The following is a 24,564-nucleotide window of genomic DNA, read 5'->3' as shown; positions in this document are numbered from 1 at the left end:
CGTCACGCCAGCCTCTTTTTATTTTTGGGGTTTAGCCTCTCAGAGAAGTTGGTTAACTTCTCTGCCCAGATATACTAATTTTTTGAGGCTTGAATTGCTTCTGCTTCTTGTTTCAAATCGGCTGCAAACTGTTCAAATGAGTCATCAAACGGAGGGATAAAGCGGGCAAACAAGGGAAAGAACAGTCCGCCAATCTTCTCGGTCATAGAAAAAATGACGCCATTTCCGCTTGGTTGCAGCGTATAAACACGACTGCCCTGGCTATCTCCCCAAACCAGCCGCCGCTCCGGCTCCATCTCCTTCACTTTCAGCTTAAAGGTTCGGCTTTCATCCAGCGTGGACTTCAGGTGCAGCGTCTCCCCTACCTGAATGTTCCCATCCAGCGAAATGACGGTACTGTTCCAACGGGCAAAATCGGCTGCATTCGTTAGCAAAGACCAGATAATGGACACATCGGCCTGAATATTGGTGGATACGGCCGTTTCCCGGCTAAACATCGTCTTTGTGGTCACGGCCTTACCATTGGGGGATTGAGATAAATTGGTCATCAATATGCTCCTTTTTCTTTTTTAGACGATCCAGCCGCCAAAAAAGATAGGATTGTCACGAATCGTCCGCCAAATACACTTCCATAACCTGCCGATTGTGTTCCAAATGGTGGAGCTGCAACTCAGCCGCCCCCGATTCAAACGGGTCTAGCTCCTGCAAAATTTTCATTCGCAGATCAAACAGCTTCCCTTTATCTTCATTTTCAGCATCGCGTACCATCTGAATCTTCACCAGCTCCACCTGCACCTCTTGCTTGGGGTTAAAAATACCGTTCAGCTCGGTGCATTGGTGGCAAATCCCCTGCTTGTTAATTAGCGAACAGCGATGGTCAAAAACGTCGATCATCTTGCTGCGTCCGACGCGCAAATAATATTTCACCATCGCCTCTGTTTGCGCCATAATTTCGGCGATCTCTTTCACCTTGAAGCCATACACCTCTTTGAGCAGTAAGGTTAGCTGCTGTTCTAAAGGCAACGATTGGGACACGCAGGTAAAGCAAAATGAAATATGCTCCTTGATTTCAAACTGCCCCTGCGGGGACGTTTGCCCAATCTGCATCGCTTCCTGAAAAAATTGCGGATTGCTTAATGCCGCATCTCTGCAAATGTCTGTCACATTTTCTGGCCATCGCTTTTTGGCACGCAGTAAATCCCTGGCCAAATTGGCAGCAATGGCAAAGACCCACGTTTTTAGTGCCGAATCCCCTCGGAAGCTATCAATTTTTGCCTGTGCCTTGATATATGTTTCCTGAACAATGTCTTCGCTATCCTGAACGCTCGCCGTCATGCGCAAGATAAATGATTTCAGTTCCCCGCGAAAAGATTCAAACGTCATGGTAAAGTTATCGGCCGTCATTGTGCTGCTTCTCCCAATCTAGCTTATCCAATGCATATTCCACGTCATCCCCATCCCAAAGTTCCATCGCTTCCGTGTGAAACGTATCGGTGGCCTGCAACGCCTCCGGGGTGAGACGAAAGCGGCGCACCAACCTCATCCCCGCCTTTTCCATGACGTGGCGGGAAGCAATGTTGTGCTCGTAAGTTGTAGCCACAACCCGTGCCACGCCCAGCTCTGCAAACGCCTTGTGGATGAGTGCCCGAACGCCTTCCGTGGCCAACCCTTGCCCCCAGCCGGCACGCACCAACCGGTAACCGAGGGCGGCGTGGCGGGGGTTTTCTGGCAACGGCCGTATGCTAAACCAGCCCACAAACTCCCCACTTTCCTTCATTTCTGCTGCCCAAAAGCCAAAAGCTGGCCTTGTGGGATCGATCTGCATAAACCCAGGCAAAATCTCCTGCGCAACTACGTGGCGCGGCGTGGACACGCCCCCGTTCAGGTAACGCATCACCTCTGGATCATTATCCAAAGCAAAGAGATGGTTCACATCCGCCACTGCAAAACGACGAAGTCGTAACCGCACTGTTTCTAGCAAAATCTCCATCCTCAATCTCGCTCATGCTTAAGAAAAAAGTCCAAAATCAGTTCGCTAGCGTTGATTTCCTGGCTAACAACACCCACCAATGCCTCACTCAGATATTGCTGGCCACCCGGCCAGGTATGTCCACCACCTTCAACCCGCACCAATACCACGTCAGCATTATCAGCGCAGTTGGTGTAACTTTCAATTTGTACGGCCGTTCCATCTTCTGGCTCACTATCAGGCAAATCAATTATTTCTGCCGAACCCGTACAGCGATTGTAGCTACGAAACCGTTCAATGGTCGCGTCTGTGGATAAAATCTCGCCTCGACTGCGACCAGATTCAAACAACTTCACGTCCCCACCATCAAACGGCACAAGCGGATCGTCTGTGCCATTTACGATCATAATAGAGATGGGCAAGTCAGGTTCTTGCTCTGCCAACGCCACAGAAAGCTGGGCTGTAACTGGCGCAACCGCCGCCAGTCGCTCAGTTAATTCCAGAGCCAGTCGCACAGACATAAAACCTCCATTGGAGATGCCCGTCGCATACACTCGCGCTGGATCAATCCCATACTCAGCCACCATTTGGTCAACAATACCTTCTAAAAAAGCGAGGTCATCAATCTCGGAGCAATCTCGACCTTCTGCCAGATGTTCAAAACGGCCGTCGCACCATTGATTATCAACCCCTTCAGGAAATACCGCCACCATCCCACGACTTTCTGCTGCCGGAATAAATGTATTGGCTGTTCCTTGATTAAATTTTATACCTCGCCCACCGCCGCCATGCAGTGCCAGCACCAGTGGAGCAGCATCCGTCTCGTTAAAGTCAGAAGGGAAATAAATATGGTACGTGCGCTCAACCCCGTCAATTTCCAACATTTCCGTCTGAAGGTTAACAGGAGACGGCCGTTCACATGCCGACAGCAACAACACAGTTACAACAACAGCAACCACCCGAAACAGCTTCATAGCGCACCTCCAACTAATACAGTTTGTGTAATGATTTTATTTATTAGGTAAGTAACGGCCGTTTCTAAAAAAGTTGCAAAGTTGTGCCACAAACTGAATTATGTTAATATCTTCCCCAGTTCAACCCAGCCAAAAATAAACACATCTGGCAAGAGAAAATCTAATGAGTGAATTAAACCCAGAACGCGCAAAAATGTTGGGAAACCTGGTAAAAGAAGCCAGGGAACATTTTGGACGCACCAAGAAAGAGTGTGCGGCCGTTTTAGGTGTAAAACCAGCAGAATATAGCAAAATTGAGTCAGGCGATTATCCCGTTTCACTGCCTCAACTGGAAGCCCTGGCACTCTTCTTGGATATTCCTATGGGCTACTTCTGGGGCAGCGAACCACTCAAAACCGAAGCCGAGCTGGATTTTGCCAATCTCATCACCTTACGCCATCGCGTCATTGGCGTTTTGCTGAGCCAGCAGCGGCTCCGCAGCCGCCAATCGCTGGCCGACCTGGCCGAAGCATTGGAAATGGACGAAGAGTTGCTCAAATCATATGAAATGGGCGAGCAACCCATTCCTTACCTGCACCTGGAACTCATTTGCCGCCAGCTTGATGTTTCTGTGAACTACTTTTTGGATGATGTGCATGGCCCGCTCGGCCGGCATGAAGCCAAGCAAAAGCTGGAACGCCAATTCCAACGGATGGACCCAGCCATGCAGGCATTCCTCATTAATCCTGTGAACGTCAGTTACCTGGACACAGCCAAAAAGCTGAGCGAGATGGATGTCGCCCAGCTGCGCCAGGTAGCCGAAAGTTTGCTGGAAATCACTTACTAAATTTCCCGATACAGCAAAATGAATAGTTCACTCTCCCCCCAAGATTTGAAAGATGAAGGGATGCGGCTGTTTCAGCAAGGCAAGCGGCGCGAGGCGTTGGCTGTGTTTGAGCAAGCGGCCGAACAGTTCGCAGTCCAGGAGGATATGGGGAATCAGGCTGAGATGCTCAACAATATCGGGGTCATTCAGCGGGTGCAGGGGGAGTCAGAAACGGCCGTTGCCACCCTCACCCAAGCCGCTGCCCTATTCAACCAAATAGGTGATGCCAGCCGCCAGGCCCAAACATTAGGCAACCTCGGCGATTTATACGCCAGCCAGAAAAAATATACAGACGCCGCCCGCCATTACAGCAACGCCGCCGCCCAATTTGCCCAAAGCAACGAGAAAGAAAAACAGGCCCAGGTGCTGCGCGCCCTGAGCCTGATGGAACTCCGCCGTGGCCAATGGCTGGCCGCGATTATGCGGATGGAAGAGAGTCTGCAAGCCCGCCCCCGCTTGTCTATCCCCCAGAGGCTGTTCAAATGGCTGCTCCGCTTCGCCAACCGTCTGCTTAGTGGCGGTCAGTAATCGGTTCTCCGTAAAAGGTTCACTGATTACCGCTCACCGATTACTGTTCACTCGGCGAAAGCCGCTGAATCAAGTTAAACCCCACAAACGGCCCCAACCAACCACAGGGCATCACCAGCAGTGCCAACCAGCCAAATGGCCCGCTTTGCAAAAAACGTTCGGGAGCCAACAAAGCGTCGCTGGGGTTCAGACCAGCACTGGTCGTTAATGACACAAAGAGAGATTGGCTCAAGAGCAGCACCAGCAACGTTACCACTGTTACCACCAGCCGTTGGTTCCAGTTGCGCAGCCGCCACACCGAAAAAGCAGCCACAATAATGATAGACCAGAAAATCATATAAAGTGTTGGCATCTTGAATCTCCCATTGTGGTTATGAGTTGAGCTGTCAAATCTATCCACAGCGTACTCGTTATCTTGGATTCGTTGCTTGCTGTTTGGAAAACGGCCGTCTAACGACCGCCCAACGCTGTACCCACAAAACGTTCACCCAACAGAAAAGGTTCCCGCCAAATCTAAGCAAATCTTTAACCAACTTGGGAACCACCCCTCAACCCCGGTAAAATTCATTAAGTCCAACCAAAACCTACTGGTAGCAGTCGTCCAAACTAGCCACCAGCAACCAGCAACTAAAACAGGAGAAACTCATGAACCTTGGCGAAATGGCCCCCGATTTTGAACTTACTTCTGACGAAGGCACCCCTATCAAGCTGTCTGACATGCGCGGTAAAAAAGTGGTGCTCTTTTTCTACCCCAAAGCTGACACACCTGGCTGCACCACACAGGCTTGTGGCTTCCGCGACAACTGGCCTATTATCGAAGCGGCTGGTGCAACGGTGCTGGGTATCAGCCCAGACAGCCCTGAAAAGCTGGCCAAATGGCGAGCCAAGCAGGGATTTCCTTACAATTTACTCTCTGATCCAGAGCATGAAGTGGCTGAAGCGTATGGCGTGTGGGGAGAAAAGAAGATGTACGGCCGTGCCTACATGGGCATTATCCGCAGCCATTTTGTCATTGATGAGGACGGCCGTTTCGCCGATATGCAGGTGAAAATTAGCCCTAAGAACAGTATTGCCAAAGCGGTGAAATTTTTGGGACAGTAATCAGGTAATTGCTGAATTACCCAATTACCTGATTACTGTTATCGGCAACACAAAACGGCCGTCTGGCACCAATTCCCCCGCAGCATCAGCCGCCGGTAGCAGATTAAACTGGCCAGACACGGGCTGGCTGTAAAAACCCACCGCCAACTGATATTTCCCCGGCAGCACCCCGGCCAAAGAGAGCGACAGACGCTCTTCAACTACCTCGCCAGCCGTCCATTGGCTGGTGGGGTAGCTGCCGTAGCGCGGCGGGCTGTCGTTTTGTACCAGAGGCGCACCGCCCACATCTGCTGGAATAAGATGGACAAACCGCGTGTACTCTGTCTGGCCGTTCGCCAAGGCCTGCCAAACCAGCGTCAAATCGAGCACATCATCGTTTTGGCTAAATCGGTATCCATGCAGCTGAATCTCATCACCAAAAACGGCCGTTACCCCCACCATCTCATCCGGCAATTCAAACACCGATTCCGCTGGCTCAAAGACAACCTCCGCGCCAGATTCCAGCACTTCGCCCAGTCTGCGCGTGAGTACCACCTGATTAGGTTCCGCTACCTCATAGAGTTGAGCAACTAAGATAAACGGCCGTTCATGCACTTCATCCGGCGGCGGCAGCGGGATGGTTAGCCAATCATGCACCCACTCCCCAGCACGCCAACCGCTGCTGGGCAAAAAGCCGTAGCCCGGCTGCCCATCCCACACCCGCACAAATTTACCTTGCGCATCCGCTAGGCGGAGAGCCACGTTGTAATTTTGGCTGATGGTTTGGGGCGTAAACCAGGCAAGCTGCACCGCCAACTGGTCGTCCCCTGCGGGTTGCACATCAATCCCACGTACCGCCAACTGGTCAGGTAAAGGGAACGCATTGGCAGCGGGCAAGATGCGGATTGGTGTCAGGTACAGCTGATCCCGGCTGCTGCCAGTGAGCGTCAGCGGGGCATCGTCTGCCACCTTGAGGCGCGGCACAAACAAGCCCGCCGGAGCGTTTTTAGGGAGCAATAAGGTAGCCGTGGAAACTTGCTGCCCCGCAGGCAGCGTCTGTGCCGCCAGCAAAGGTGCATCTATCTCTGGCCAATTGGCCGCGGGAGAAACTAGTGAAATGGTCATTGCCGTGGTGGGTGGAACTTCCCAAAACAGTTCGACCTGGACGGATTGTCCGGCAGTAACGGCCGTTTCCGACAGTTCATACCCCCGCAGCACCGCCCCAGATCGGAACGTGATTTCGTCAGACGAATGCAGGTAGCCCATTTGCACAAAGTCCCAGGTGCGCAGCCCATTTAGCGGCGCAGGTCCCGGCCACAGCCGCAAGCCAACGGCCAACAGCAGTAAGCCACCCACCGCAAGGCTCGTTTGCCGATTTAGCCAGCTTCTTTGCGGCTTAAGCAGCCAAATCGTACCCAAAACCGCCAGCAGCGAGGCCAATTCAGCCCACAGCCGCACGGCCGTTCGCCCCAATGTCAGTTCAATTTCATGTACCCCAGCCGGAACATCCAGCTCGATGAGGCCACTGCCCGCAGACGGCCGTATCGCCACTGCCTTACCATTCACCTGCGCTTCCCAGCCTGGCCAATGCAGGGTGGGGAAGATGAGTTTAGCCGGATCTGCCGTTTCCACTCGCCACTGTTGGTAGCTCGTTTGCTGCTCAGCCAATTCTGCCGAAACGATTTCTCCCGTCAGCGGCGTAAGTTGCCAGCGGTTGCCCGTGTTGAGCCAACTGCTGGTGTACGGCCGTGGCTGCACCGTCGGCGGCAAATATTCAAAGCTGATGGTGGTGCCAATGTTGCCCGTAAACCATTCATACTGCGCCAGCGATTCGGCCGTGACGTCTGCATCCGTCAGCGGCAAATGGTCAGGATCAAGCCGCCCCAAACTGCTCACCAGCAGCAAAACGGTCAGCGGCAGCGTCCACCAGCGGGGCCACGGTAGCACAACCGCCATCGCGCCCACCGCCATCGCCCCGCCAAACGCTTGCACAGACAAAAATCGCCACGGAAATTGGGTAAACGAAAGCAAAGGCAGATGCTTCCACAGCAGCGTGGAGAGCGGTGTAAGCATGAAACTGCTCACCGCCACGGTTAGCAAGATGAAAATAGCGGGCATGGCCCTCCGTTTACGCTGCTTTTGCCACAGCCACAACAGAGCCAGCATACCGAGGATGGTTACGGCCGTTTGCACCAGCCCCATCCGAAATGCCTCCCGGTTTACTACCCCGTAATCAACAAAAAAGGAAGTCTGGCTCAAGGGAAAATCGGCCGTGCCCAGGAAATGGTTGCTGTAATGAAAATAACCGCTTGTCACCGTACCCAGCTGCGCCAGCGACTGCTCTGCCAGCGCGGGGATAAAAAACCAGGCAGCAAGGGCAAGAGCTAAGAAGAGACTGGAGATTAGAGACTGGAGATTGGAGACTGGAGATTGTTCTGTACTCTGTCCCCTCTGTGTTCTCTGTGGCAAAAAAGTTTTAAGCAGCAGGTAAAGCAGCAAAAAGGGGGAGAAGATCATCGCAGAGATGTTGTGGCTGAGGATGAGGGCTGCGTAGGCCAGTGCAAACAAAGCCACCTGCCGCCGCCCACCGCCAAACAGCCCATCTGCGGCCAAGATGACGAGCGGGTAAAAGGCCATCGCCCAAAATTCTGCCAGCGAATCCCCCCGCACGTATACATTTACCAAATGGAAAGGGGCAATGGTGTACGCTGCTGCTGCTAGCAAGCCCGCCCAGTTGCTGCGAAACCAACGCTTTGCCAGGGCAAACGTGCTTAAACCAGCAACAAAGTAGCCGAGCAGGTGGGACAGATGAATTGCGCGCACAAAGCTAAAGCCGAGCAGTCGAAACAGAAATGTTAAATAAACAGAAAGAGGGGCGTAAAAGTTGTAGAAAGGGTAGCCGTAGCCATAATTGGCGTCCGGCATCCAGCGCACCGGGAAATGGCCATCGAGAACGGCCGTTTCCAACTGGTGCAACCGCTGTAACAAAAAAGGGCTGTCTCCCCCGCCACGCGTGTTTAGCAGACCCGGCTGAGAAAGCTCTGGCCAAGCCGCCAATAGAGCAACCAGCAACACGGCTAGCCAAACCCATCGCGTACGGGAGGCATCATTCACAAAGCGTTATTTCTCCGGCTCTGGCACCAACCGGCCACCGCGCACCGTGCCGCCAAGCACCAATCCGGCACCAATCAGCACCAAATTCTTGATGATATATTGGCCCTCCAGCGTCAGACCGTAAGGGAACTGCGTCCAGACCGCCTCCGGCAGCACCACCAGGGGCAGAGCCGTACCGGGCATCTGCAAAAAGAGCAGCAGCAGCGTCAGCCGCATGAATTTACCTACGATGAGTCCCAGACCAATCGCCATTTCCCACACGGCCAACACAGGAATGAACCAATCCGGGTTCACAAAATAGGTGGTGTTGCGTACCAACTCTTCTGCCGGGCTTAGCCCCGGCACCAGCTTGAGCGCACCAAACCAGAAGAAGATAATGCCCAAACCAATACGCATAATCACCATGCCATACCGGGCCATCCAGGTAGTTATTTGCCGATCGATGCGGTCAAATCGAGTTTGAAACTGTTCGGTCAGGTGACGTTGATTCATCATTTTCCTCAGTCATAAATAGCGAGCAACACAAATATAGGTTCATCTTACAGTCCATTTGTGAAAATATGCACATCTATTTATCACTGTCTCAGGTATGCTCTCTATGCCGTACGACGCAAAACGGCAAAAAGAATGCCTCCCAGCAAAACAACGGCCACAATCAGCAAGGCAAGCCCGCTCCAGGCGGCCAATCCACCTTCTTCTGGAGCGTCAACGGCCGTTTCATCGCCCGATTCTGCTGCTGTGGTGGAAACGGCCGTGGCTGCATCGGCTACGGCCTCGGCGTCGCTGGTAGGTTGCGTTGCCCCATCCTGGCGCAAACGACTGCCAAACTGCACCCCGGCCGTTTGCCCAGATTCCACAGTGACGCTGGTTGTGCCGGCCGTTGTCATTTCCAAAGGCCCCAGCACTACCTGCTCAATTTGGTACGCACCTGCCTCTAAGCCTTCAAAACAAACCGCCTCATCGGTACCCGTAGAGATGGCCTGCCCCACCACCTGGGTGTTGTTGGCGACGCGGAAGGCCACGCTGCCCATGTACCCCTCGCTGCTGTCAAATTGGCCGTTGCCATTGTCATCGGCAAAAGCGTTGACGCAAATGGTAGCCCCGGCCGGTGGTTCTGGCGTGTTGGTAGGGGCTTCGGTGGGAACGGCCGTTGCCGTTGGCTCTAACGTTGCTGTTGGAATTGGCGTGCTGGTCGCTGGCGGGGGTGGCGGTGAAGTCGGCTGAGGAACAGGCGTATTGGTGGGTGGCGGGCCGACTTCAATCAGCTCAGCCGAATCAAACCAAACATCCAAATGCGCCCGACATTGGTTTACGCCTTGCAAACCATAATCTGCGGCGGTGAAAACCGTTACTTTGTCGCCTGTGGCCGTAATTTCTACTGAGGCTTGCTGCCAGGTATCATGCGGCTGAATGAAGCCGCTCCACTTCACATCGGCATCGTTCCATAGGCCGCTGCCATTCGGATCAATACCTACCTGTACGTCCATGCGCAAGCCAGCTTCTGACGGTGCCGGGAAACTTTCGTTAGAGGCACGTCCTCTGGCCCAAACGGTAAAGCGGTAGGTGCTGCCGGGGGTGACGCTTACTGTTTGCAAAACGCCAGCCGCCCAGGTGTCCCACTGGTTGCCCACGTGTTGAGAAGCTGACCCCGAATGAATCAACGAAGCACTGACGGTTTCAGCACTCCAATGCGGCTCTTTGTGGTAGCCGTTGGCGCAATCGGCAAACTGATCGGCACTGCTGTTGCGGAACCAGCGTCCCCAGCCGTTAGCGGAGCCATCTGCGTTGTAGGGTAGCTCAAAGCCGGCATTTTGCAGCAGGTTTGTTTGGGCAGCCGCGGACTGCACCTGGCTACTCAGGCCAAGCAACAGCAGCAGCATTACAAGTAACTTCCAACTATTTTTCATGGTCTCTTTCCTACTTCGGTCACGCTTTTTCATAAACATGACGATTTTCTCTTCAAATTTAGTTTTGTTTACGGCTTAGGAAAACGGCCGTACCCAACAATAATATGCCGATTAGAATACCTGCGCCAATGAGAAACGGCCGTCCCGCACCGTTTTCGTTGGGTGACTCTGAACTGGGCGATTCTGGCGTTGCGCTCCCCGGCGCATCGCCAATAACGACGGCCGGTTGGGTTGGTGGGTTGCTTGCTTCAGTGGGGGTGGAGACAGGCATTGCAGTCACTATCTGCCCCGTAAAACCACCAAACCCCAGCATCACCTGATCGCCCGTTGCCAGAATGACCGTCCGATTGCCGCTGTTGGTCAATGTTTCGTCACGGCCCACCGAGCGCGTTACCTGGTAATTGCCAGCCGCCAAATCCGTCAGGCAAAATGGCTCCGACACGCCATCCGTCACGTAATTGGCAACGACAGATTCAGCTGTAAAGACGGTAAAAGCCACGCCCGCTTGCAGCGGTTCAGTGGGTTCACGTTCGCCGTTGCCGTTTTCATCGGTAAAAGCTACCAGGCAAATGACGGTAGGTGGGGGCGGGGGCACTGTGGCCGCAGGCGTAGGGGGTTCTCGCGTGGCAACGGCCGTTGGCGTAGCCTCAGGCGTGGGTGTGGCGGCAACAATGCCCACTATGAGCAACTCCCCTGGCTGGATGAGCGCATCTTCTGTTAAATTGTTCAGGTCGAGCAGTTCTGCCAGAGAGATACCAGAGCGGGCAGCAATGGCCCACAGTGAATCATTTGGCAGCACCTCCGCATAGATTATGCCTTCGGCGTCTGGCGTGGCGGTCGGTAAATCTTGTGCATAGGTCGGGGGCAAACCAATCTGCCCCAACATCAAACCGCTGAACAGTAAAAACCATAGCCACATCTGTTTTACCCGCTTCCTGTACAATTTCACCCACGCGCTCCACACGATAACAAAACGTTCACGCTACAATTTCTTGCTGGTAGCCACGGATTCTTGCCGCGAACCTGATAACAGAAAGAATCTGCGGCCCCATTTAAAAAATATAGTCAGTCTGCCTTTATCTGTTGCTAGAATCCGAAACCCGTGCTTTCTAAGGTGCCAACTGCCAACTATCTTTCTGCAGATCGCCATCTGCACCAACGACAAGCAGCCGATCGAGCGTCACCGGATCATACAAGCCTACCTGAATGGTGTGCAACGCCGGGTTGTACGGTTCTGTAAGTATTAAGAGCCGCCGCTCCTGCACCCATTGGCCCTTCCGCCACCAGTGGGGGAACCAGTAAGCTCCACCGGGCGGCGCATCTGCCTGGGTAACAAGCCCCTCTGAGCTTAACAAATGTAAAAAGGTGATTTGGTTGGGCAGCTCATTACCCGTCTTTTGCCAGATCAGATCAACCTGCACCGTTTGCTCGTCTAGAAGCGTCACTGTCCAGTTTTGTAGCTGGAATGCGTTGCCAAACTGAACAGCTTGCGTATTGGTGGGACGCTCGCCAGTTGTATAACGTACATAAAGTGGATATGGTTCCGGCTCCAAATCACCACGGGCCAGACGGCCGTTCTGCACCACCACCATTTCTGCATCCGAGAGCAAATCCGGCACAAATTCTAAATCGCCAAACGGCCAGGTGTAGAGGCTGACCGCCTGACCGGGCGCAGTTGGCGGCAGGCCATTTTCTGGCCGATACAGCGTCACGCCCTCCAAATCTGCCAGGAAAGGGATGCTGGGCCACCCTTTTTGGCTAAGTTCATCCCAAAACCAGCGATCCAGGTAAACGGCCGTTCCCTCATCCTCCGCATTCAATCTTTCTGCTAACTCAACCGCTGCCGCCTCAAACAGCAAAGCCGTATCTGGCTGCTGGTTATAATTGACATAATCTCTCATAGTAAGTAGCAAGCTACCCCCCATTAGCAGTGCCACCAACCCACCACGCATTGCCTGCGGCAAGCGGGGCCAACGCCACAGCCAGGCCAGACCCAGCGCAGGCAAGAAGATTGCCCCCGGCAAAATGCCCACAGCCCGCAAAAAGTGGGGCGCATCCTCAGCCAAAATCGTCACCCCCAGCATGATGCTGCTCCACAGCAGCACGGCCGTTGCCGCTGGTTTACGCCAATTTTTGAAGCACCAGCCCAGCCCCAGCAAGAAGGGAATTATCATGAGCCAATCAAACAACGGCCGTCCCGCTGGATTATGGCGCAAAATTGTGTCCCCTTGCCAGAAAAAAAGCCCTAGCGATTGCCAAATTTGCCGCCAAAGCGTCCCCCACAGGTCGCCGTCGTTAATAGCTGAATTAAAAATGGAAACCTGCCCGGTGCGCCCCAGCAGCCAATCTGGGTTTTGCAGGTAAAAAAGGGCGAGAGGGAGGAGGGTAACGGCCGTTCCCAACAAAAACCAGCCCGCCCCTCGCCGCAGCCAACCCCGCTGCCCCTGCCACAGCAAGAACGCCCCCAATGCCAGCAGCAGCAGGGGCGTAAAGCGAATGGCCAGATAGGTATAAAAGCCAAGCCCGTACGCTGCCCCAGCCACCAGCCACCAACGGGCATTTTGGCGGCGATACGCCTCAGTGCCCAGCCAAAAGGTAAGTGCCAGCACGGCAGGCAGCAAAATGGTGCGCAGCCCCACGCGGCTCAAATGGATGGGCCAAAGCGTAATTGCCCACAGCCAGGCGACCAGCAGCCCCACCCGCCAGCCAAACCAGCTGCGACCCAGCTTGTACACTAGCCAGGTCGTCAAGCTACCTACCACTGCGGCAACCAGCCGCACCGCCAGGACGGTGCGGCCAAACAAGGCTATGCTGAGTGCCGTCAGGGTAATGTAGAGCGGTTCGCGCCCGTTGTTGGCCGTAAAAAAGAGGGCGAACTCTCCGTCCAGCACGCGCAAGGCATCCAAGCCGTTGAACGCTTCATCCCGGTACAGGCCGGGTGGCCAGCTACTCAAATTATAGACGCGCAGGAAGACGGCCGTAGCCAACGCCAATAGTAATAAAGCCCATCCAAATTTGGACGGGCTTCCGTGGTTTTTATAGGTCGTTTGCATAGATTGCCTGTTTGTCAAAGCGAGGCAAGTATAGCAAAATAGCCCCTTGCGTCAACCAGCCAACTGGGAGCATTCCAGACTGAATTTGACCAAATGAGTAACTATTCGTTATGAGAAAATATTCGCAAGATTCTCCAAACGCACCGGGACTTGATCACCAAAATCCGCCAAATCTGTGGCTGGCTCTATGAAAGTTTTGCTGCTCTCAAAAGCCTGTTTGGTTGGCTCCTACCAAACCAAGCTGGAAGCCATTGCTCGGCATGATGATGTAGACCTCACGGTGATTGTGCCACCTGTCTGGCTCGATCCGGCAGGTCCGGTCAAGCTGGAACGCGCCCACACCGACGGGTATCGCCTGCTGGTTGATCCCATTCGCTTTAACGGGCAGTTTCACACTTACTACTTCCCCAAACTCAAGCAGCGGCTGACCCAGCTGCAACCCGATTTGGTTCACATTGACGAGGAACCGTACAACTTGGCCACCTGGTTGGCCATGCGGCAGGCGCAGCGCAAGGGAGCCAAGACGCTCTTTTTCTCCTGGCAAAATATCGTCCGGCAATACCCCTTTCCGTTTAGTTTGCTAGAGGAGCAGGTACTGGCCAAAGTTGATTATGGGCTGGTGGGCAACCAGGCGTCGGCCGAGGTGTGGCGGCAAAAGGGGTATGCTGGGCCGTTGCGGGTGATTCCTCAGTTTGGCGTGGATGCGACATTGTTTCAGCCGCCAAGCCAGCGAGACCCCGGACGTGGTTTTGTGATTGGTTGCGCCAATCGGCGTCTGGTGCCAGAAAAGGGTGTCGATTTGGTGCTGCGAGCGGTGGCTGAACTACCCGGCGTGTGGCGGCTGCACATTGCCGGGGATGGTCCGGAACGGCCGTCTCTACAAAATCTTGCGCACCAGCTGGGCATTGCTGGCCGGGTACAGTTTGACGGTGTCGTCACCTCGGCGCAGATGCCTGGCTACTTGCAGCAGCTAGATGTGTTGGTGCTGGCCTCGCGCACGTTGCCCAACTGGAAGGAACAATTTGGTCGGGTGCTAGTGGAGGCGATGGCTTGTGAGGTGGCAGTGGTTGGTTCTCACAGTGGCGAAATTCCTAACGTAATTGGTGACGCCGGGTTGATTTTCCCGGAGGAGGATGAAGCAGCCTTACACCAACAGTTGCGTACATTGATGCAGTCGCCTTCATTGCGGGATGAGTTGGGTAGAAACGGCCGTACCCGCATACTAAACCATTACACTCAGGAACAAATCGCCGACGAAACGGTAGGCGTCTACCGCGAGATATTAAGTTAGCCACAGAGGGAACAGAGACGTTTGAGATTTTTCTTTACCTCTTTTTCCTCTGTGCTCTCTGTGGCAAATAAAACCGATAAGTAAAAGATAACTTTGGCCGCACTTTATAAACGATACGGCCGTAAATAAGGTATACTACCGCGTATGAGTGATGCTGTACCTCAGGCAACGGAATCGAGAAACCAACCTTCCACCCCACCCAAGCAAAAGCGGCGGCCCATGCGCGTGGCGGGTCTGCTGCTCATCATCTTTTCGGTGCTGATAGGCTGGTTTTTACTGATTGCCTTTTTAGGCTGGCAAAGCGGCCAGCGCGAACTGCAAAACAAACAGTTTGCCCAGCTCGACCGACAAGTAACATTGGCTGAAGAAAATATTTCCCAGGGCAACTTCCAATTGGCATTGACGCGTTTGGAATGGGTGCTGGAACGAGATAGCAGTCATGCTGAGGCTCAAACCTTGCGCGACCAGGCGTTTGCTGGTCTCGGTGCAACGCCAGAACCAACCCCGGTAACGGCCGTAACCGTTACCCCGGCCCCCACCCGCCTACCCACCGCCACGCCAGGTGCCATCGACAGCCCCAATGAAGAGCTGCTGCGCATCCGGCGGCTGGTAGCTACCAAATTCTGGGAAGAAGCATTGCCTGCCCTCATCGCCTTCCAGCAGCAGTTCCCCAGCTTTGAGCGCGAAGAGACAGACCAACTGCTGTATGATGTCTATCTAAATTACGGGCTGGATTTGATTGAGGGCGAGCAGGTGGAGCTAGGTATGTTTTATTTAGCCCAGGCGCAGCAGTTGGGTGATTTGCCCCAATACGTGATTGATTACCAAACATGGGCAGAACTTTACACGCAAGGCATCTCTTTTTATGGGGTAAATTGGGAAGCAACTGCATATTACTTCCGCGATTTGTGTTTGGCGGCACCATTTTACCAGTCGTCGTGCGAACAGCTATTTACGGTGCTGGTCTCTTTGGGTGACCAGTATGCCTTTGCCCAGGATTGGTGCCCAGCAGAGCAACTGTACATTGAGGCCGGTTCGTACCAAACTGCATCCGAGCTTACCCAGAAGCGTACCGAAGCAGAAGAGAATTGCCTGCTGGCTACGCCTACCCCTTCGGAACCAATTACCGACACCGTGCCAATTAGCGACACAGAACCTTTTGTAGGGTCACCTTTTGTCTTGCCAACGGAGACACCAGCGTCTCCCTAAATGGTTGATGACAAACTTGATTCATGGCTGAAAAAGGTGAGGAGCTAAGCAAGCGAGAACTGGAAGTTTTGCAATGTGTTGTGAACGGTGCGGGCAACAAAGAGATTGCCGCGACTTTATCCATTAGTCAAAACACGGTTAAAGTACACTTACGCAATATTTTCACCAAGCTGGACGTCGGCTCCCGCACAGAAGCGACCACCGCTGCCTTGCAGCAGGGGATAGTGGTTCTAGAAGGGATCACCAGCGAACCTGATCCAGTAACCACAGACCTACTCCCAGAAGAAGATCCTACTGCTGATGCAGAACCAGAAGCAGAATCAATTGTAGAAACGGCCGTTTCCCCACCACAACCTGCCCCTACCTCCGTAACCCCTCGTCCAGCTTTCTTTCCCCGATGGGTTGGCATTGCCAGCTTGGTGCTTGCATTGTTGATCGTTGTCATCATCCTGGCGAGTCAGGCATTCGACGAAGAAGCTACGCCAACGCCCCAGCCGACGGCGGAACCATTCATCGAAACCCCCATCACAAATGATTGGCTGCAAAGTCGGCCCTTACCGAATGCCAGAAGCAACATGGCCTTGGTGGGCAGTGGCCTGCATTTGTATCTGATCAGCGGCGAAACGGAAGAAGGTGTCACCGGCGATGTTTCTATTTTGGATACATCTGAACTGGTTTGGCAGCCGGGCGCCTTTAAGCCAACGGCCGTTACCGACATAACGGGTGCCGAACTGTTTGGCGAAATTTATGTCCCCGGTGGTCGGCTGGCTGATGGTCAACCGACCAATGTCGTCGAAGTGTACAGTCCGGCCAATGATAGCTGGCGCGTCACGACCCCGCTGCCAACGGCCGTTTCTGGCGGCTTAACGCTCTCAGACGGCAGCTTTATCTACCTGTTTGGCGGCTGGGATGGGCAAAATTATTTGGCAGATGCATACCGCTTCGACCCGGCTAGCAGCAGTTGGCAAATCTTGCCCGCCATGCCTACCGCCCGCGCCTTTGTAGCTGGTGGTGTTATCAAGGGGCAGCTGTATGTGGTAGGTGGCTATGATGGCGAACGGCCGTTGACCAACTGTGCCTACTTTGACCCTACTGCTTCTGGCGATGGGGCTGACGAAACAGACGGCCGTTGGCACAGCTGTGCCGACACGCTGCTCCCCCGCGCCGGAGCCAGCGCAGTAGGGCTGTTCAACAAACTGTATATGTTTGGGGGTGGGGCATTTGGCGAAGAGCCCATCACCTACAGCGAATCTTATAATCCAGACGCAGATCAATGGTCGGTGGTAAACACACCCCAGCTAAACGAGCGGCCCAGTTGGCATCATTTGGGCATCACCTACATTGAGACAAACATTTATGCTGCGGGGGGAAGGCGCGGCAGCACTGCTTCGGCCGAACTGTTTGTTTACCGACCCTTGGCATACCAAACCTTTATTCCCATTGCGCCAGTTGAGAGTGGGGGCGGGGGCGGTGACCAGTAAGTCAGCAATCGGTAATGCGTAAGTCCTAACTATTTACTGTTCGCTGGTGTTTTCCATGTCTTCCGTAAACGCATCCGCAAAATACCAGGTGATGATTTTGGCCTCGGCCCACGGCTTCAACGCCTCGATGAGCTGAATGCCGATGGGAGTTCCCATCGCCGCCTCAAAACTCAATTTCGATTTGAAGTACAGCTCAAACATGAGGTGAAAGCGGGATTCGCCGCCTGGCTTGTGAGAAATGCGGCCCACTTCACGCCGCACCAATCCGGGGAGCTGCTCCGCCAATGGCAGGTGAGTCTCATTGAAGAATTGCTCCAACAGCTGCTCATCGTCTACACGGCGATAAATGGTAACAAATTTGTACATAGGTTGATCTATTCGCCACAGAGTACACAGAGAGTTTTGCGACAAGGCAATTTCTCTTTTCCTCCGCGGCTTGCGGATGGATTCTTATTGCCAAACGGCCGTTAACCGCGATTTCAAGTCTTGCCGCTGGGCTCGATACGTAGCTTCCCCCAGTTCGCCGGCCTCGTAGGCATCATCCAAATCGGCAATGGCTTCCAGTAACTTGCCCTTTTCAGATGCGGCATGTTGGCTAGCCTGGCGTGGCGGAGCAGCAACAGGCACAGGTACAGGGCCAACACTGGTTTGGCCCGCAGGCGCAGTCCGCCAACGCTGCACCAGGAAGAAGCCTACCGCCAACATGGCAGCCAGGGCCACACCACCCACAATCAGTTCATTCGTTTCGTTGCGTACTGGCAAAGCGTTTCCCTGCGCATCGAAAATTTGGGTAGGACGGCCGTCTAGCGTCATGCTAATTGCATCTGCATTGGCCAAGTTGGTGTTGATATAGCTTACAAACGAACCGCTCGCTGTTGCCTGCGCACCCTGCGACGCCCAATTTTCATCCGAAATTTGCACCCCGGCATCCGCCATAATGACGGAGGCACCCCCGCTGAGTTGGTAGGCAAGCGGATGGGCCAGCATCATGCCATCTTCATAAGGCAAATCGTAATTCACCAGCAGGTTCAAGCTGCCAGCACCTGGTTGCAGCGGGTTCACGTCAGCCCAGCCCGTTTCTGTGCGAATGAAATCGGTTGCGGGGATGAAGCTGTCTAGCGAAGTGCCAAAACCACGTTGAAAGCTGATATTTTCAGCACCCGTTGGCAAGCCAATCTCCACAGTTCCCTGAGTATAATCACCACTTTTGCCTACAAAAACGGCCGCTTCCCGATTGCTAAATACATACAGTTCAGACACAATCAGCCGCTCTTCGCCAAAAGTGAAGATCATGTGCAGACGGTCGATGCTAATTGCTGCGGGATCAGTAGTCGTTTCAAAAATGAAGAGGGGTATTTGGGCTTCTGGCTGCGCGTTAGAGATTTGCACTGCATTGCTGTTGAAGGTGAGATCGCCATACGCTACATCAGCCAAAAAGACCCAATCTGTAGGCACATTTTCCAATTGGAATTCAAAGCTGCCATCTTCATTGATAGGCACTGTTTCGGTATACATCTCTTCTAGCTGCGTGGTGAAGGCACGCAAACGCACCTCACCCTCACTGTATGCTTCGTTAGTGGTGCCGTTGATCACCTGCCCGTTGATGATGCCCAACGGCACCGGGGCAAAAGCAGCCAGCGGATCGGTGTAGGTGTAGTTGAGGGAACGGCCGTAATCAATCAGCGACAACTTTTCTTCATCAGTTAGCTCACTGAGATCGATCCCCAAAATATCTTCGCTTTCAAGCTCCGCCAAAATTGCTTCATTGCTGCGGCTAAACCAGTACGCCACGCCAGGCCAGGTGGATGTATCTGCTTCCAGCTCGGTAGCTAACGCCTCGCCAGCGGCAATATCATCTGGCCGGGTGCTAAAGCTGTAAGCCACGGCGACCAGATTCCAGATGTCGGCATCATCCAGCGGCGCGCTGCTGGCACTGCCAAAGGGTGGCATTCCAGCATTGATATTTCCATTGTTTATAATATCGAACATAACGGCAGGAACGGCCGTTACCCGGTAAGTTGGCTCAGAAAATGCAGCCGGTTCCAACCCTGCTTGAACAGCCTGGACTCCCAAACCATTCCCCATCTCACCATGACAAACTTCACATCGCTCGCTGTAAATTGCCAAGCCAGCCGCTGCATCTGGCGGCGCAGTGGGTGGCGGCACATCTTGCGCCACGGTAGTCGCCGTCGGCAGCAAGATAAAACCAAGTACAGCCAGCGCAATGGCAGCTAAAATCAGCAGCAAATGCATAGTTGCTGAATCAGTCAATTTATTTATCTTCATTATCACTCACGCAGTTTTTGTTGAACTTTCTAGAGCCAAACCGTGGCCGCAGTTGGCGCAGAACCGATCGCCAGGGTCGGTTGCCGTGCCACATTGTGGGCAAAAGCGGGCATGTCCGTTTGTGGCAGCAGATGCAGGCATGGCGGCGGGAACGGCACCCTTTTGGCTGCGCTGCCGCCGAGTCCGGGCAATGGCAGCCTCAATTTCAATATCAACATCCACAATATCATCTACGCTTTCAACCGGAACTGAGTCGCCATCAGCTTCATCTATATCCTTGAGAACGGCCGTTGCCTGTTCTATCAACCGAGTACGCTGAATTTCATGCACTTCTGTAGGTATTTTGCTAGTCTCGTGGTCAAAATCGAGCGCACGAATTTGATCCAGCAACACTTCCTTCTCTGCCAGCAATTGCTGATACGCTGTCAGCTCTCTCTCCTCTTCCTGAGGACGTAAAAAGGGGCGGGCAATAAACAAGCCCGTTAACACCAGGAGTGCAATCCCTAATAAAATTGAACCAGTCGCCAACGGTTACCCTCCCTGGGCCAAAAGCTGGCCAATGACGGAATCGAGCGTGCTGCTGCTGATAGGGCCAATCTGCACGTAAGCAATTTCGCCATTTTGATCGATAATAAATGTTTCCGGCACGCCCGTAATCTCATAATCATTAGAGATGCGGGTGCCTAAATCGGGGGCGTGGGGAAAGGTAACAGCAAATTCTTCCATGTAGGCGATGGAGTTTGGCTCCACATCAGAGTAGGCCACACCGACAAAGACAACGCCCTGGTCGGCATATTTCAGCCAGGCGGCTTCCAGCTCATCCGTTTCCGCGCGGCATTCCACACACCAGGACGCCCAGAAGTTCATCACCACAATTTGGCCGTCCATGTCATCAAGGGAAGCCGAGGAACGGCCGTTCCACTCATACCCTTCAAAAAATTCTACCTCAAACGCGGGTGCCTGTTCGCCAGCTTCTGGCCGGGGAGCACTGCTTTGCACCAAGCCCCAGCCCAACATTGCCAGCAGACCAATTACCAGCACCCAAACAATAATGCTCGTAAGGCTGCGGGAAGATTTTTGGGGCTTCTCTTCCGATTTTGCAGCTATATCACTCATAATCAATTACCTATTTCGTAACTCTGCTTCTAATCTTGCTTTGTAATCATCCTGGGGAATGGATGGCGCGTCTGCATCCACCGTTTCCGCTTCTACATCTGCCTCTACGCCAGCGGCAGAGGCACGCAATGTACGCATGTAGCGGCTAAAAAAGACTCCACCTAAAATGACAGCCACCACTGGCGACAGCCACAAAATCAGATTAAATCCTTGTTTGGGCGGGTTTGCCAAAACGCCATCCCCATATTGCCGGGCAAAATAAGCCTGCACCTCTTGTGGCGATTGCCCCGCAGCTAGCTGCTCCCGAATAAGCTCGCGCCAATCGGCACACGCCTGGGTGGGGCATACATCTAGCGGTGTGCTTTCACACACGGGGCAGAATAAATCTTTGGCAACTTCGTTTACTTCATCATCGGTCACAACCGTATCTTGGGCCAGCACGGGGGCCACAACCAGTAATGCCCCCAACAGCAACAGGACGGCCGTTCCGATTTTTGTTAATCGTAAGGCGTTAAACACACGTAACCTCGTATTCTCACTAATCCGTTGGCGAGACAGCCACACGCGGCCGTCTGGCCAAAGCACGCTGGGCGGATGGGTCTGGCCAGGCTGCAATGAGCGTACCGAACACAAAAATGAAGCCACCCGCCCATACCCAGTTAATCAACGGATTCAAATAGATGCGGAAAGTTGCCTGGTCAGCCGATGTTGGCTCCCAGTTGATCATCAGCACGTAAAAATCCTCAGCGATGGTTGAGCGAGCATTAGGAATGGTCATTGGCTGGTTGGTGCGGGTGTACAGTTCCGTACGTGGATTGAGTTGGCCCACGAAACGGCCGTTCTCATACACATCCACCGTCGCCTCAGTAATCAGCAAATCATCTGGTCCCGGATACCGCGTCGCGCCCAAGAACGTCATCTCGTAACGGCCAAGCGTGGCCGATTCACCCACCGAAAGCCGAATTTGCGTCTGTTCCTGAAAAATCTCTACGCCGATGATGCCAAATGCCATCACAATCACGCCCAGATGAATCCAGTAGCCACCATACCGCCGCCGGTTCCGCGCCATCAAATTAGAAAAGGCAGCAAATGGATTTTCGCCACGCTTCATGCGAGCACGCGTACCCTTCCAAAACTCCAGCAGCGTTAAAAACATTGAGAAGGTGACAACCCAGAAGCCCAGAAGCGCACCCCAGCCACGAATGTTTAAGGCGAACAAAACCACCACAACCAGCAAAGCGGCCAGTGCAGGCCAGCGCAGCGACATGCCAATGCGTTGGGCACTAGAACGATACCACATCGTCAAGGGTGCAACACCCATCAGCAACACCAGCAGCAAAAAGAGCGGCCCCAACGCCTGTTCGTACACAGGTGGCCCCACGAATCCTTTTTCACCAGTGAACAATTCAGAAATAATGGGGTAATTGGTGAACAAAAACACAATCACCAAAATTGCCAAGATGAGAAAATTATTGTAGAGAAAAGCTGCTTCGCGGGAGATAAGTGAGTTCAGCCGATTATTTGAGCGCAGCGCTTCCCGTCGGTTTAGCATCCAGTAAGCCGAAAACACAAACATGATGGCAATAAAACCAAAGAACAAGGGTCCAATCGCCGATTGGGCAAAGGAATGCACGGAAGAAATGACGCCACTACGCACAATAAAGGTACCAAAAATGACCAGGCAGTACGTTAATACAATGAGGAACATATTCCATATCTTGAACATGCTCCGCTTTTCTTGAATCATGACTGAATGCAGAAAAGCGGTTCCTGCCAGCCAAGGCATGAAGGAAGCGTTTTCCACTGGGTCCCAAGCCCAGTAGCCGCCCCAACCCAGCACGTCGTATGCCCAACGGCCGCCTAAAATCAGCCCCAGGCTCAAAAACAGCCAGGCCACCAGTGTCCAGCGGCGCGTAATCTTGATCCAAACATCATCCAGCTTGCCAGAAATGAGTGCCGACATGGCAAAGGCATACGGGATGGTGAAGCCGACAAAGCCCAGATATAGCATTGGCGGGTGAATGATCATGCCGGGATGCCGCAGCAGCGGGTTGAGACCGTTACCATCTGGCGGTATCACCGCAATGCGCGTAAATGGATTTTCTACAAATACAGAGATAGCAATAAAGAAGATTTGGGTGAAGCTGGCTACCATAATGGCATAGGGCATCAGCTCTTGCTGCTTGCTCCAGTTACGTGCCATGGCGGAGGCTGTAAAGGCCGCCAGCAAAAAGTTCCAGAAGAGCAAGGAACCTGCCTGCCCCCCCCACAAAGCTGTCACCTTCAGGTAGGTGGGCATTTCAATACTGCTTACGCGCCAAACATACTCAACAGAGAAGTCGTCGATGAGCAGCGAGAAAATCAGGAGCCCGCAAGCGATGGTAATGAGGGGCAGCGTGGCGATGGTGGCGTTGCGGGCACTTTCTGTCCAGCGGGGTTTGTTGGTGTGACGGCCGTAATAAGCCGCCCCTGCCGCAAAAACGGCCGCTGCCAACGCAAAAATCAACGCAATAAAACCAAGATCAGGAATCATATTTCTCTTCCTTTAGGAAATAGGCTAGTTGACGGGGCGTTCTATATTGTCGGGATGCTCAGACGGGTCTAACTCTTCGTACCGCGTGGGGCATTTAAGCAATAAGCCACCGGGGTTTGTAATAAATTCCCCATTTTCGTTGGCACTGCCCTCAACCAAAGCCTGTGCTTCATGCTGCAAAAGGTCTGGCATTGGCTCGTTGAAAGCCACAATATGCAGCCGCTGGCTGGGATCGTTGAGGTCATCCACAATCTCAAACTCCAGGCGACTGGTGGTGGCATCAATCTGGGTAAACGCAATTGAATCACCAATGACAAAACCAGCTACGCGCAAATCGCGCCCAATGAGCCGATCCTGCTCGGCGTAAAATTCACCGACCGTTTTGTAAAGCTGAGTATTGCCACTCATCGCGTTAACGACCAAAAAAACAATGGCTGCGACCAGCAACACCCCGCCAACCACAAACTTGAGCCGATTGCTTTTGGCGGGAAAAAGTTCTTCTTCGCCTGTGTTTGTCCAGGTTGTATCTGCCATAACTCGATGCTCCTTTGTTTTGCAACTCAAACGTTGCCCTTCCGCAAAAAAGTTTTACAGTTCTTCATCGAACGCCGAATCGTCAAAATCATCAAACGCCTCGGCAAATGCATCTGGGTCTTGCTCATCTTCAAGAATTTCCAACGCACGGTCGGCAAATTCTTCGGGAACGGCAACATAGCCAGTTCCTAGCAAGCCTACAGTTAAGCCCAAGGCTTGGCCCGCGCCTTCTTGCCATACACGCACCGGAATTCCCTCAGTTTTTAATCTTCCGGCAACGATGGTTGCGGGAGTAATGCCAGGCATTCTGGCCACAACTTCCCATTTTACCTCCTGATACCTACCAGGAGAGCTGCTGTTTTCGTTTTCATGGGAGGGCAAAGGCAATGCCGATGAATTGCTGTCACTCATTAAATGTGTTGTCCAATGTTGCGGTTTTTGCGTGTTGTATAACGGTTTACTCTCGTTTCATTATACTGAATTCACGCTCAATTGGATAGACCTTTATCTTCTTATTAAGGCTTCACAGGTAAAAGCGATGCGGCTTAACCTGCTACTTTTGGGATTAGAAATTTATAGAATCTAATTAACCTGCTTTAGTTTACCGGATAAGCCCACAATACG

At 53.2% G+C, this 24,564-nt stretch carries 24 protein-coding genes; 6 read left to right on the top strand and 18 right to left on the bottom strand.

Annotated features, from left to right (window positions below; all coding sequences use genetic code 11):
- Positions 1 to 74: 74 nt before the first annotated feature.
- Genes ACOQPU_RS18910 through ACOQPU_RS18895 form a run of 4 tightly spaced genes read right to left on the bottom strand, consistent with a single transcriptional unit; the run spans position 75 to position 2,943 of the window.
- A complete protein-coding gene (locus tag ACOQPU_RS18910) occupies positions 75 to 548 on the bottom strand; it encodes an SRPBCC domain-containing protein (protein ID WP_420641390.1) in 474 nt (157 codons plus the stop codon).
- 55 nt (positions 549 to 603) lie between these two features.
- The gene (locus tag ACOQPU_RS18905; RefSeq protein WP_420641389.1) at positions 604 to 1,404 is read right to left on the bottom strand and encodes an RNA polymerase sigma factor; all 801 of its coding nucleotides are present in this window, start codon (positions 1,402 to 1,404) and stop codon (positions 604 to 606) included.
- Entirely contained in the window at positions 1,391 to 1,990 is a 600-nt protein-coding gene (locus ACOQPU_RS18900) for a GNAT family N-acetyltransferase (RefSeq protein ID WP_420641388.1), read from the bottom strand. The genes ACOQPU_RS18905 and ACOQPU_RS18900 overlap by 14 nt, the downstream gene beginning before the upstream one ends.
- Before the next feature lie 2 nt (positions 1,991 to 1,992).
- A complete protein-coding gene (locus tag ACOQPU_RS18895; RefSeq protein ID WP_420641387.1) occupies positions 1,993 to 2,943 on the bottom strand; it encodes an alpha/beta hydrolase family esterase in 951 nt (316 codons plus the stop codon).
- A gap of 163 nt (positions 2,944 to 3,106) precedes the next feature.
- Between ACOQPU_RS18895 and ACOQPU_RS18890 the strand changes: the two genes are divergently transcribed.
- Positions 3,107 to 3,769, top strand: a complete 663-nt coding sequence (locus tag ACOQPU_RS18890; RefSeq protein WP_420641386.1) for a helix-turn-helix domain-containing protein — start codon at positions 3,107 to 3,109, stop codon at positions 3,767 to 3,769.
- An 18-nt stretch (positions 3,770 to 3,787) separates the two neighbouring features.
- Complete coding sequence (locus ACOQPU_RS18885; RefSeq protein ID WP_420641385.1) at positions 3,788 to 4,336, top strand: tetratricopeptide repeat protein; 549 nt, start codon at positions 3,788 to 3,790, stop codon at positions 4,334 to 4,336.
- A gap of 40 nt (positions 4,337 to 4,376) precedes the next feature.
- Here ACOQPU_RS18885 and ACOQPU_RS18880 read toward each other — a convergent pair whose 3' ends face one another.
- Positions 4,377 to 4,688 carry a hypothetical protein gene (locus ACOQPU_RS18880; protein ID WP_420641384.1) on the bottom strand — a complete coding sequence of 104 codons (312 nt, stop codon included), beginning with the start codon at positions 4,686 to 4,688 and terminating at the stop codon, positions 4,377 to 4,379.
- 293 nt (positions 4,689 to 4,981) lie between these two features.
- Here ACOQPU_RS18880 and bcp point away from each other — a divergent pair, with 293 nt between their 5' ends.
- Positions 4,982 to 5,437: a thioredoxin-dependent thiol peroxidase gene (gene bcp, locus ACOQPU_RS18875; RefSeq protein WP_420641383.1), complete on the top strand. Its 456-nt coding sequence runs from the start codon at positions 4,982 to 4,984 to the stop codon at positions 5,435 to 5,437.
- A gap of 24 nt (positions 5,438 to 5,461) precedes the next feature.
- Here bcp and ACOQPU_RS18870 read toward each other — a convergent pair whose 3' ends face one another.
- The 5 genes from ACOQPU_RS18870 to ACOQPU_RS18850 all read right to left on the bottom strand — a co-directional run bounded on the left by ACOQPU_RS18870 (position 5,462) and on the right by ACOQPU_RS18850 (position 13,490).
- The gene (locus ACOQPU_RS18870) at positions 5,462 to 8,530 is read right to left on the bottom strand and encodes a 6-pyruvoyl-tetrahydropterin synthase-related protein (RefSeq protein WP_420641382.1); all 3,069 of its coding nucleotides are present in this window, start codon (positions 8,528 to 8,530) and stop codon (positions 5,462 to 5,464) included.
- Positions 8,531 to 8,536: 6 nt separating this feature from the next.
- On the bottom strand, positions 8,537 to 9,022 hold the full coding sequence (locus tag ACOQPU_RS18865; RefSeq protein WP_420645854.1) for a DoxX family membrane protein: 486 nt from the start codon (positions 9,020 to 9,022) through the stop codon (positions 8,537 to 8,539).
- A gap of 104 nt (positions 9,023 to 9,126) precedes the next feature.
- Positions 9,127 to 10,437, bottom strand: a complete 1,311-nt coding sequence (locus ACOQPU_RS18860; RefSeq protein WP_420641381.1) for a hypothetical protein — start codon at positions 10,435 to 10,437, stop codon at positions 9,127 to 9,129.
- 58 nt (positions 10,438 to 10,495) lie between these two features.
- Positions 10,496 to 11,386, bottom strand: coding sequence for a LysM peptidoglycan-binding domain-containing protein (locus tag ACOQPU_RS18855; protein WP_420641380.1), 891 nt, complete (start codon positions 11,384 to 11,386; stop codon positions 10,496 to 10,498).
- A gap of 160 nt (positions 11,387 to 11,546) precedes the next feature.
- Positions 11,547 to 13,490, bottom strand: coding sequence for an ArnT family glycosyltransferase (locus ACOQPU_RS18850; protein ID WP_420641379.1), 1,944 nt, complete (start codon positions 13,488 to 13,490; stop codon positions 11,547 to 11,549).
- Positions 13,491 to 13,677: 187 nt separating this feature from the next.
- Here ACOQPU_RS18850 and ACOQPU_RS18845 point away from each other — a divergent pair, with 187 nt between their 5' ends.
- The 3 genes from ACOQPU_RS18845 to ACOQPU_RS18835 all read left to right on the top strand — a co-directional run bounded on the left by ACOQPU_RS18845 (position 13,678) and on the right by ACOQPU_RS18835 (position 17,471).
- On the top strand, positions 13,678 to 14,781 hold the full coding sequence (locus tag ACOQPU_RS18845; protein WP_420641378.1) for a glycosyltransferase: 1,104 nt from the start codon (positions 13,678 to 13,680) through the stop codon (positions 14,779 to 14,781).
- A gap of 144 nt (positions 14,782 to 14,925) precedes the next feature.
- The gene (locus ACOQPU_RS18840) at positions 14,926 to 15,990 is read left to right on the top strand and encodes a hypothetical protein (protein ID WP_420641377.1); all 1,065 of its coding nucleotides are present in this window, start codon (positions 14,926 to 14,928) and stop codon (positions 15,988 to 15,990) included.
- A gap of 23 nt (positions 15,991 to 16,013) precedes the next feature.
- Positions 16,014 to 17,471 carry a Kelch repeat-containing protein gene (locus ACOQPU_RS18835; protein ID WP_420641376.1) on the top strand — a complete coding sequence of 486 codons (1,458 nt, stop codon included), beginning with the start codon at positions 16,014 to 16,016 and terminating at the stop codon, positions 17,469 to 17,471.
- Between the two features lie 33 nt (positions 17,472 to 17,504).
- On the opposite strand, the gene ACOQPU_RS18830 is transcribed toward ACOQPU_RS18835, so the two are convergent.
- The 8 genes from ACOQPU_RS18830 to ACOQPU_RS18795 form a co-directional block, all read right to left on the bottom strand.
- Positions 17,505 to 17,837 (bottom strand): EthD family reductase, encoded by a 333-nt coding sequence (locus ACOQPU_RS18830; protein ID WP_420641375.1) that lies wholly within the window; start codon positions 17,835 to 17,837, stop codon positions 17,505 to 17,507.
- 84 nt (positions 17,838 to 17,921) lie between these two features.
- Positions 17,922 to 19,742 carry a c-type cytochrome gene (locus ACOQPU_RS18825; protein ID WP_420641374.1) on the bottom strand — a complete coding sequence of 607 codons (1,821 nt, stop codon included), beginning with the start codon at positions 19,740 to 19,742 and terminating at the stop codon, positions 17,922 to 17,924.
- 21 nt (positions 19,743 to 19,763) lie between these two features.
- Positions 19,764 to 20,285: a zinc ribbon domain-containing protein gene (locus ACOQPU_RS18820; protein WP_420641373.1), complete on the bottom strand. Its 522-nt coding sequence runs from the start codon at positions 20,283 to 20,285 to the stop codon at positions 19,764 to 19,766.
- 3 nt (positions 20,286 to 20,288) lie between these two features.
- Complete coding sequence (locus tag ACOQPU_RS18815; protein WP_420641372.1) at positions 20,289 to 20,873, bottom strand: TlpA family protein disulfide reductase; 585 nt, start codon at positions 20,871 to 20,873, stop codon at positions 20,289 to 20,291.
- A gap of 6 nt (positions 20,874 to 20,879) precedes the next feature.
- Positions 20,880 to 21,392: a cytochrome c-type biogenesis protein gene (locus tag ACOQPU_RS18810; protein WP_420641371.1), complete on the bottom strand. Its 513-nt coding sequence runs from the start codon at positions 21,390 to 21,392 to the stop codon at positions 20,880 to 20,882.
- A 19-nt stretch (positions 21,393 to 21,411) separates the two neighbouring features.
- Positions 21,412 to 23,406, bottom strand: coding sequence for a heme lyase CcmF/NrfE family subunit (locus tag ACOQPU_RS18805; RefSeq protein WP_420641370.1), 1,995 nt, complete (start codon positions 23,404 to 23,406; stop codon positions 21,412 to 21,414).
- 24 nt (positions 23,407 to 23,430) lie between these two features.
- Positions 23,431 to 23,940, bottom strand: a complete 510-nt coding sequence (locus ACOQPU_RS18800; protein WP_420641369.1) for a cytochrome c maturation protein CcmE — start codon at positions 23,938 to 23,940, stop codon at positions 23,431 to 23,433.
- 54 nt (positions 23,941 to 23,994) lie between these two features.
- Positions 23,995 to 24,351 (bottom strand): putative signal transducing protein, encoded by a 357-nt coding sequence (locus ACOQPU_RS18795; RefSeq protein ID WP_420641368.1) that lies wholly within the window; start codon positions 24,349 to 24,351, stop codon positions 23,995 to 23,997.
- Between the last annotated feature and the right edge of the window lie 213 nt (positions 24,352 to 24,564).

It is taken from the genome of Candidatus Leptofilum sp., from assembly GCF_965223285.1.
Taxonomy (GTDB): domain Bacteria; phylum Chloroflexota; class Anaerolineae; order Promineifilales; family Promineifilaceae; genus Leptofilum.
This window is presented reverse-complemented; position numbering and strand designations above follow the sequence as displayed.

What these genes read in the sequence shown, in the direction of transcription:
- ACOQPU_RS18890 (WP_420641386.1), top strand. Translation starts at nt 3,107, where the DNA reads ATGAGTGAATTAAACCCAGAACGCGCAAAAATGTTGGGAAACCTGGTA.
- ACOQPU_RS18910 (WP_420641390.1), bottom strand. Translation starts at nt 548, where the DNA reads ATGACCAATTTATCTCAATCCCCCAATGGTAAGGCCGTGACCACAAAG.
- ACOQPU_RS18805 (WP_420641370.1), bottom strand. Translation starts at nt 23,406, where the DNA reads ATGATTCCTGATCTTGGTTTTATTGCGTTGATTTTTGCGTTGGCAGCG.
- ACOQPU_RS18800 (WP_420641369.1), bottom strand. Translation starts at nt 23,940, where the DNA reads ATGGCAGATACAACCTGGACAAACACAGGCGAAGAAGAACTTTTTCCC.
- ACOQPU_RS18835 (WP_420641376.1), top strand. Translation starts at nt 16,014, where the DNA reads ATGGCTGAAAAAGGTGAGGAGCTAAGCAAGCGAGAACTGGAAGTTTTG.
- ACOQPU_RS18880 (WP_420641384.1), bottom strand. Translation starts at nt 4,688, where the DNA reads ATGCCAACACTTTATATGATTTTCTGGTCTATCATTATTGTGGCTGCT.
- ACOQPU_RS18815 (WP_420641372.1), bottom strand. Translation starts at nt 20,873, where the DNA reads ATGAGTGATATAGCTGCAAAATCGGAAGAGAAGCCCCAAAAATCTTCC.
- ACOQPU_RS18865 (WP_420645854.1), bottom strand. Translation starts at nt 9,022, where the DNA reads ATGAATCAACGTCACCTGACCGAACAGTTTCAAACTCGATTTGACCGC.
- ACOQPU_RS18845 (WP_420641378.1), top strand. Translation starts at nt 13,678, where the DNA reads ATGAAAGTTTTGCTGCTCTCAAAAGCCTGTTTGGTTGGCTCCTACCAA.
- bcp (WP_420641383.1), top strand. Translation starts at nt 4,982, where the DNA reads ATGAACCTTGGCGAAATGGCCCCCGATTTTGAACTTACTTCTGACGAA.
- ACOQPU_RS18830 (WP_420641375.1), bottom strand. Translation starts at nt 17,837, where the DNA reads ATGTACAAATTTGTTACCATTTATCGCCGTGTAGACGATGAGCAGCTG.
- ACOQPU_RS18905 (WP_420641389.1), bottom strand. Translation starts at nt 1,404, where the DNA reads ATGACGGCCGATAACTTTACCATGACGTTTGAATCTTTTCGCGGGGAA.
- ACOQPU_RS18795 (WP_420641368.1), bottom strand. Translation starts at nt 24,351, where the DNA reads ATGAGTGACAGCAATTCATCGGCATTGCCTTTGCCCTCCCATGAAAAC.
- ACOQPU_RS18900 (WP_420641388.1), bottom strand. Translation starts at nt 1,990, where the DNA reads ATGGAGATTTTGCTAGAAACAGTGCGGTTACGACTTCGTCGTTTTGCA.
- ACOQPU_RS18885 (WP_420641385.1), top strand. Translation starts at nt 3,788, where the DNA reads ATGAATAGTTCACTCTCCCCCCAAGATTTGAAAGATGAAGGGATGCGG.
- ACOQPU_RS18895 (WP_420641387.1), bottom strand. Translation starts at nt 2,943, where the DNA reads ATGAAGCTGTTTCGGGTGGTTGCTGTTGTTGTAACTGTGTTGTTGCTG.
- ACOQPU_RS18840 (WP_420641377.1), top strand. Translation starts at nt 14,926, where the DNA reads ATGAGTGATGCTGTACCTCAGGCAACGGAATCGAGAAACCAACCTTCC.
- ACOQPU_RS18850 (WP_420641379.1), bottom strand. Translation starts at nt 13,490, where the DNA reads ATGCAAACGACCTATAAAAACCACGGAAGCCCGTCCAAATTTGGATGG.
- ACOQPU_RS18860 (WP_420641381.1), bottom strand. Translation starts at nt 10,437, where the DNA reads ATGAAAAATAGTTGGAAGTTACTTGTAATGCTGCTGCTGTTGCTTGGC.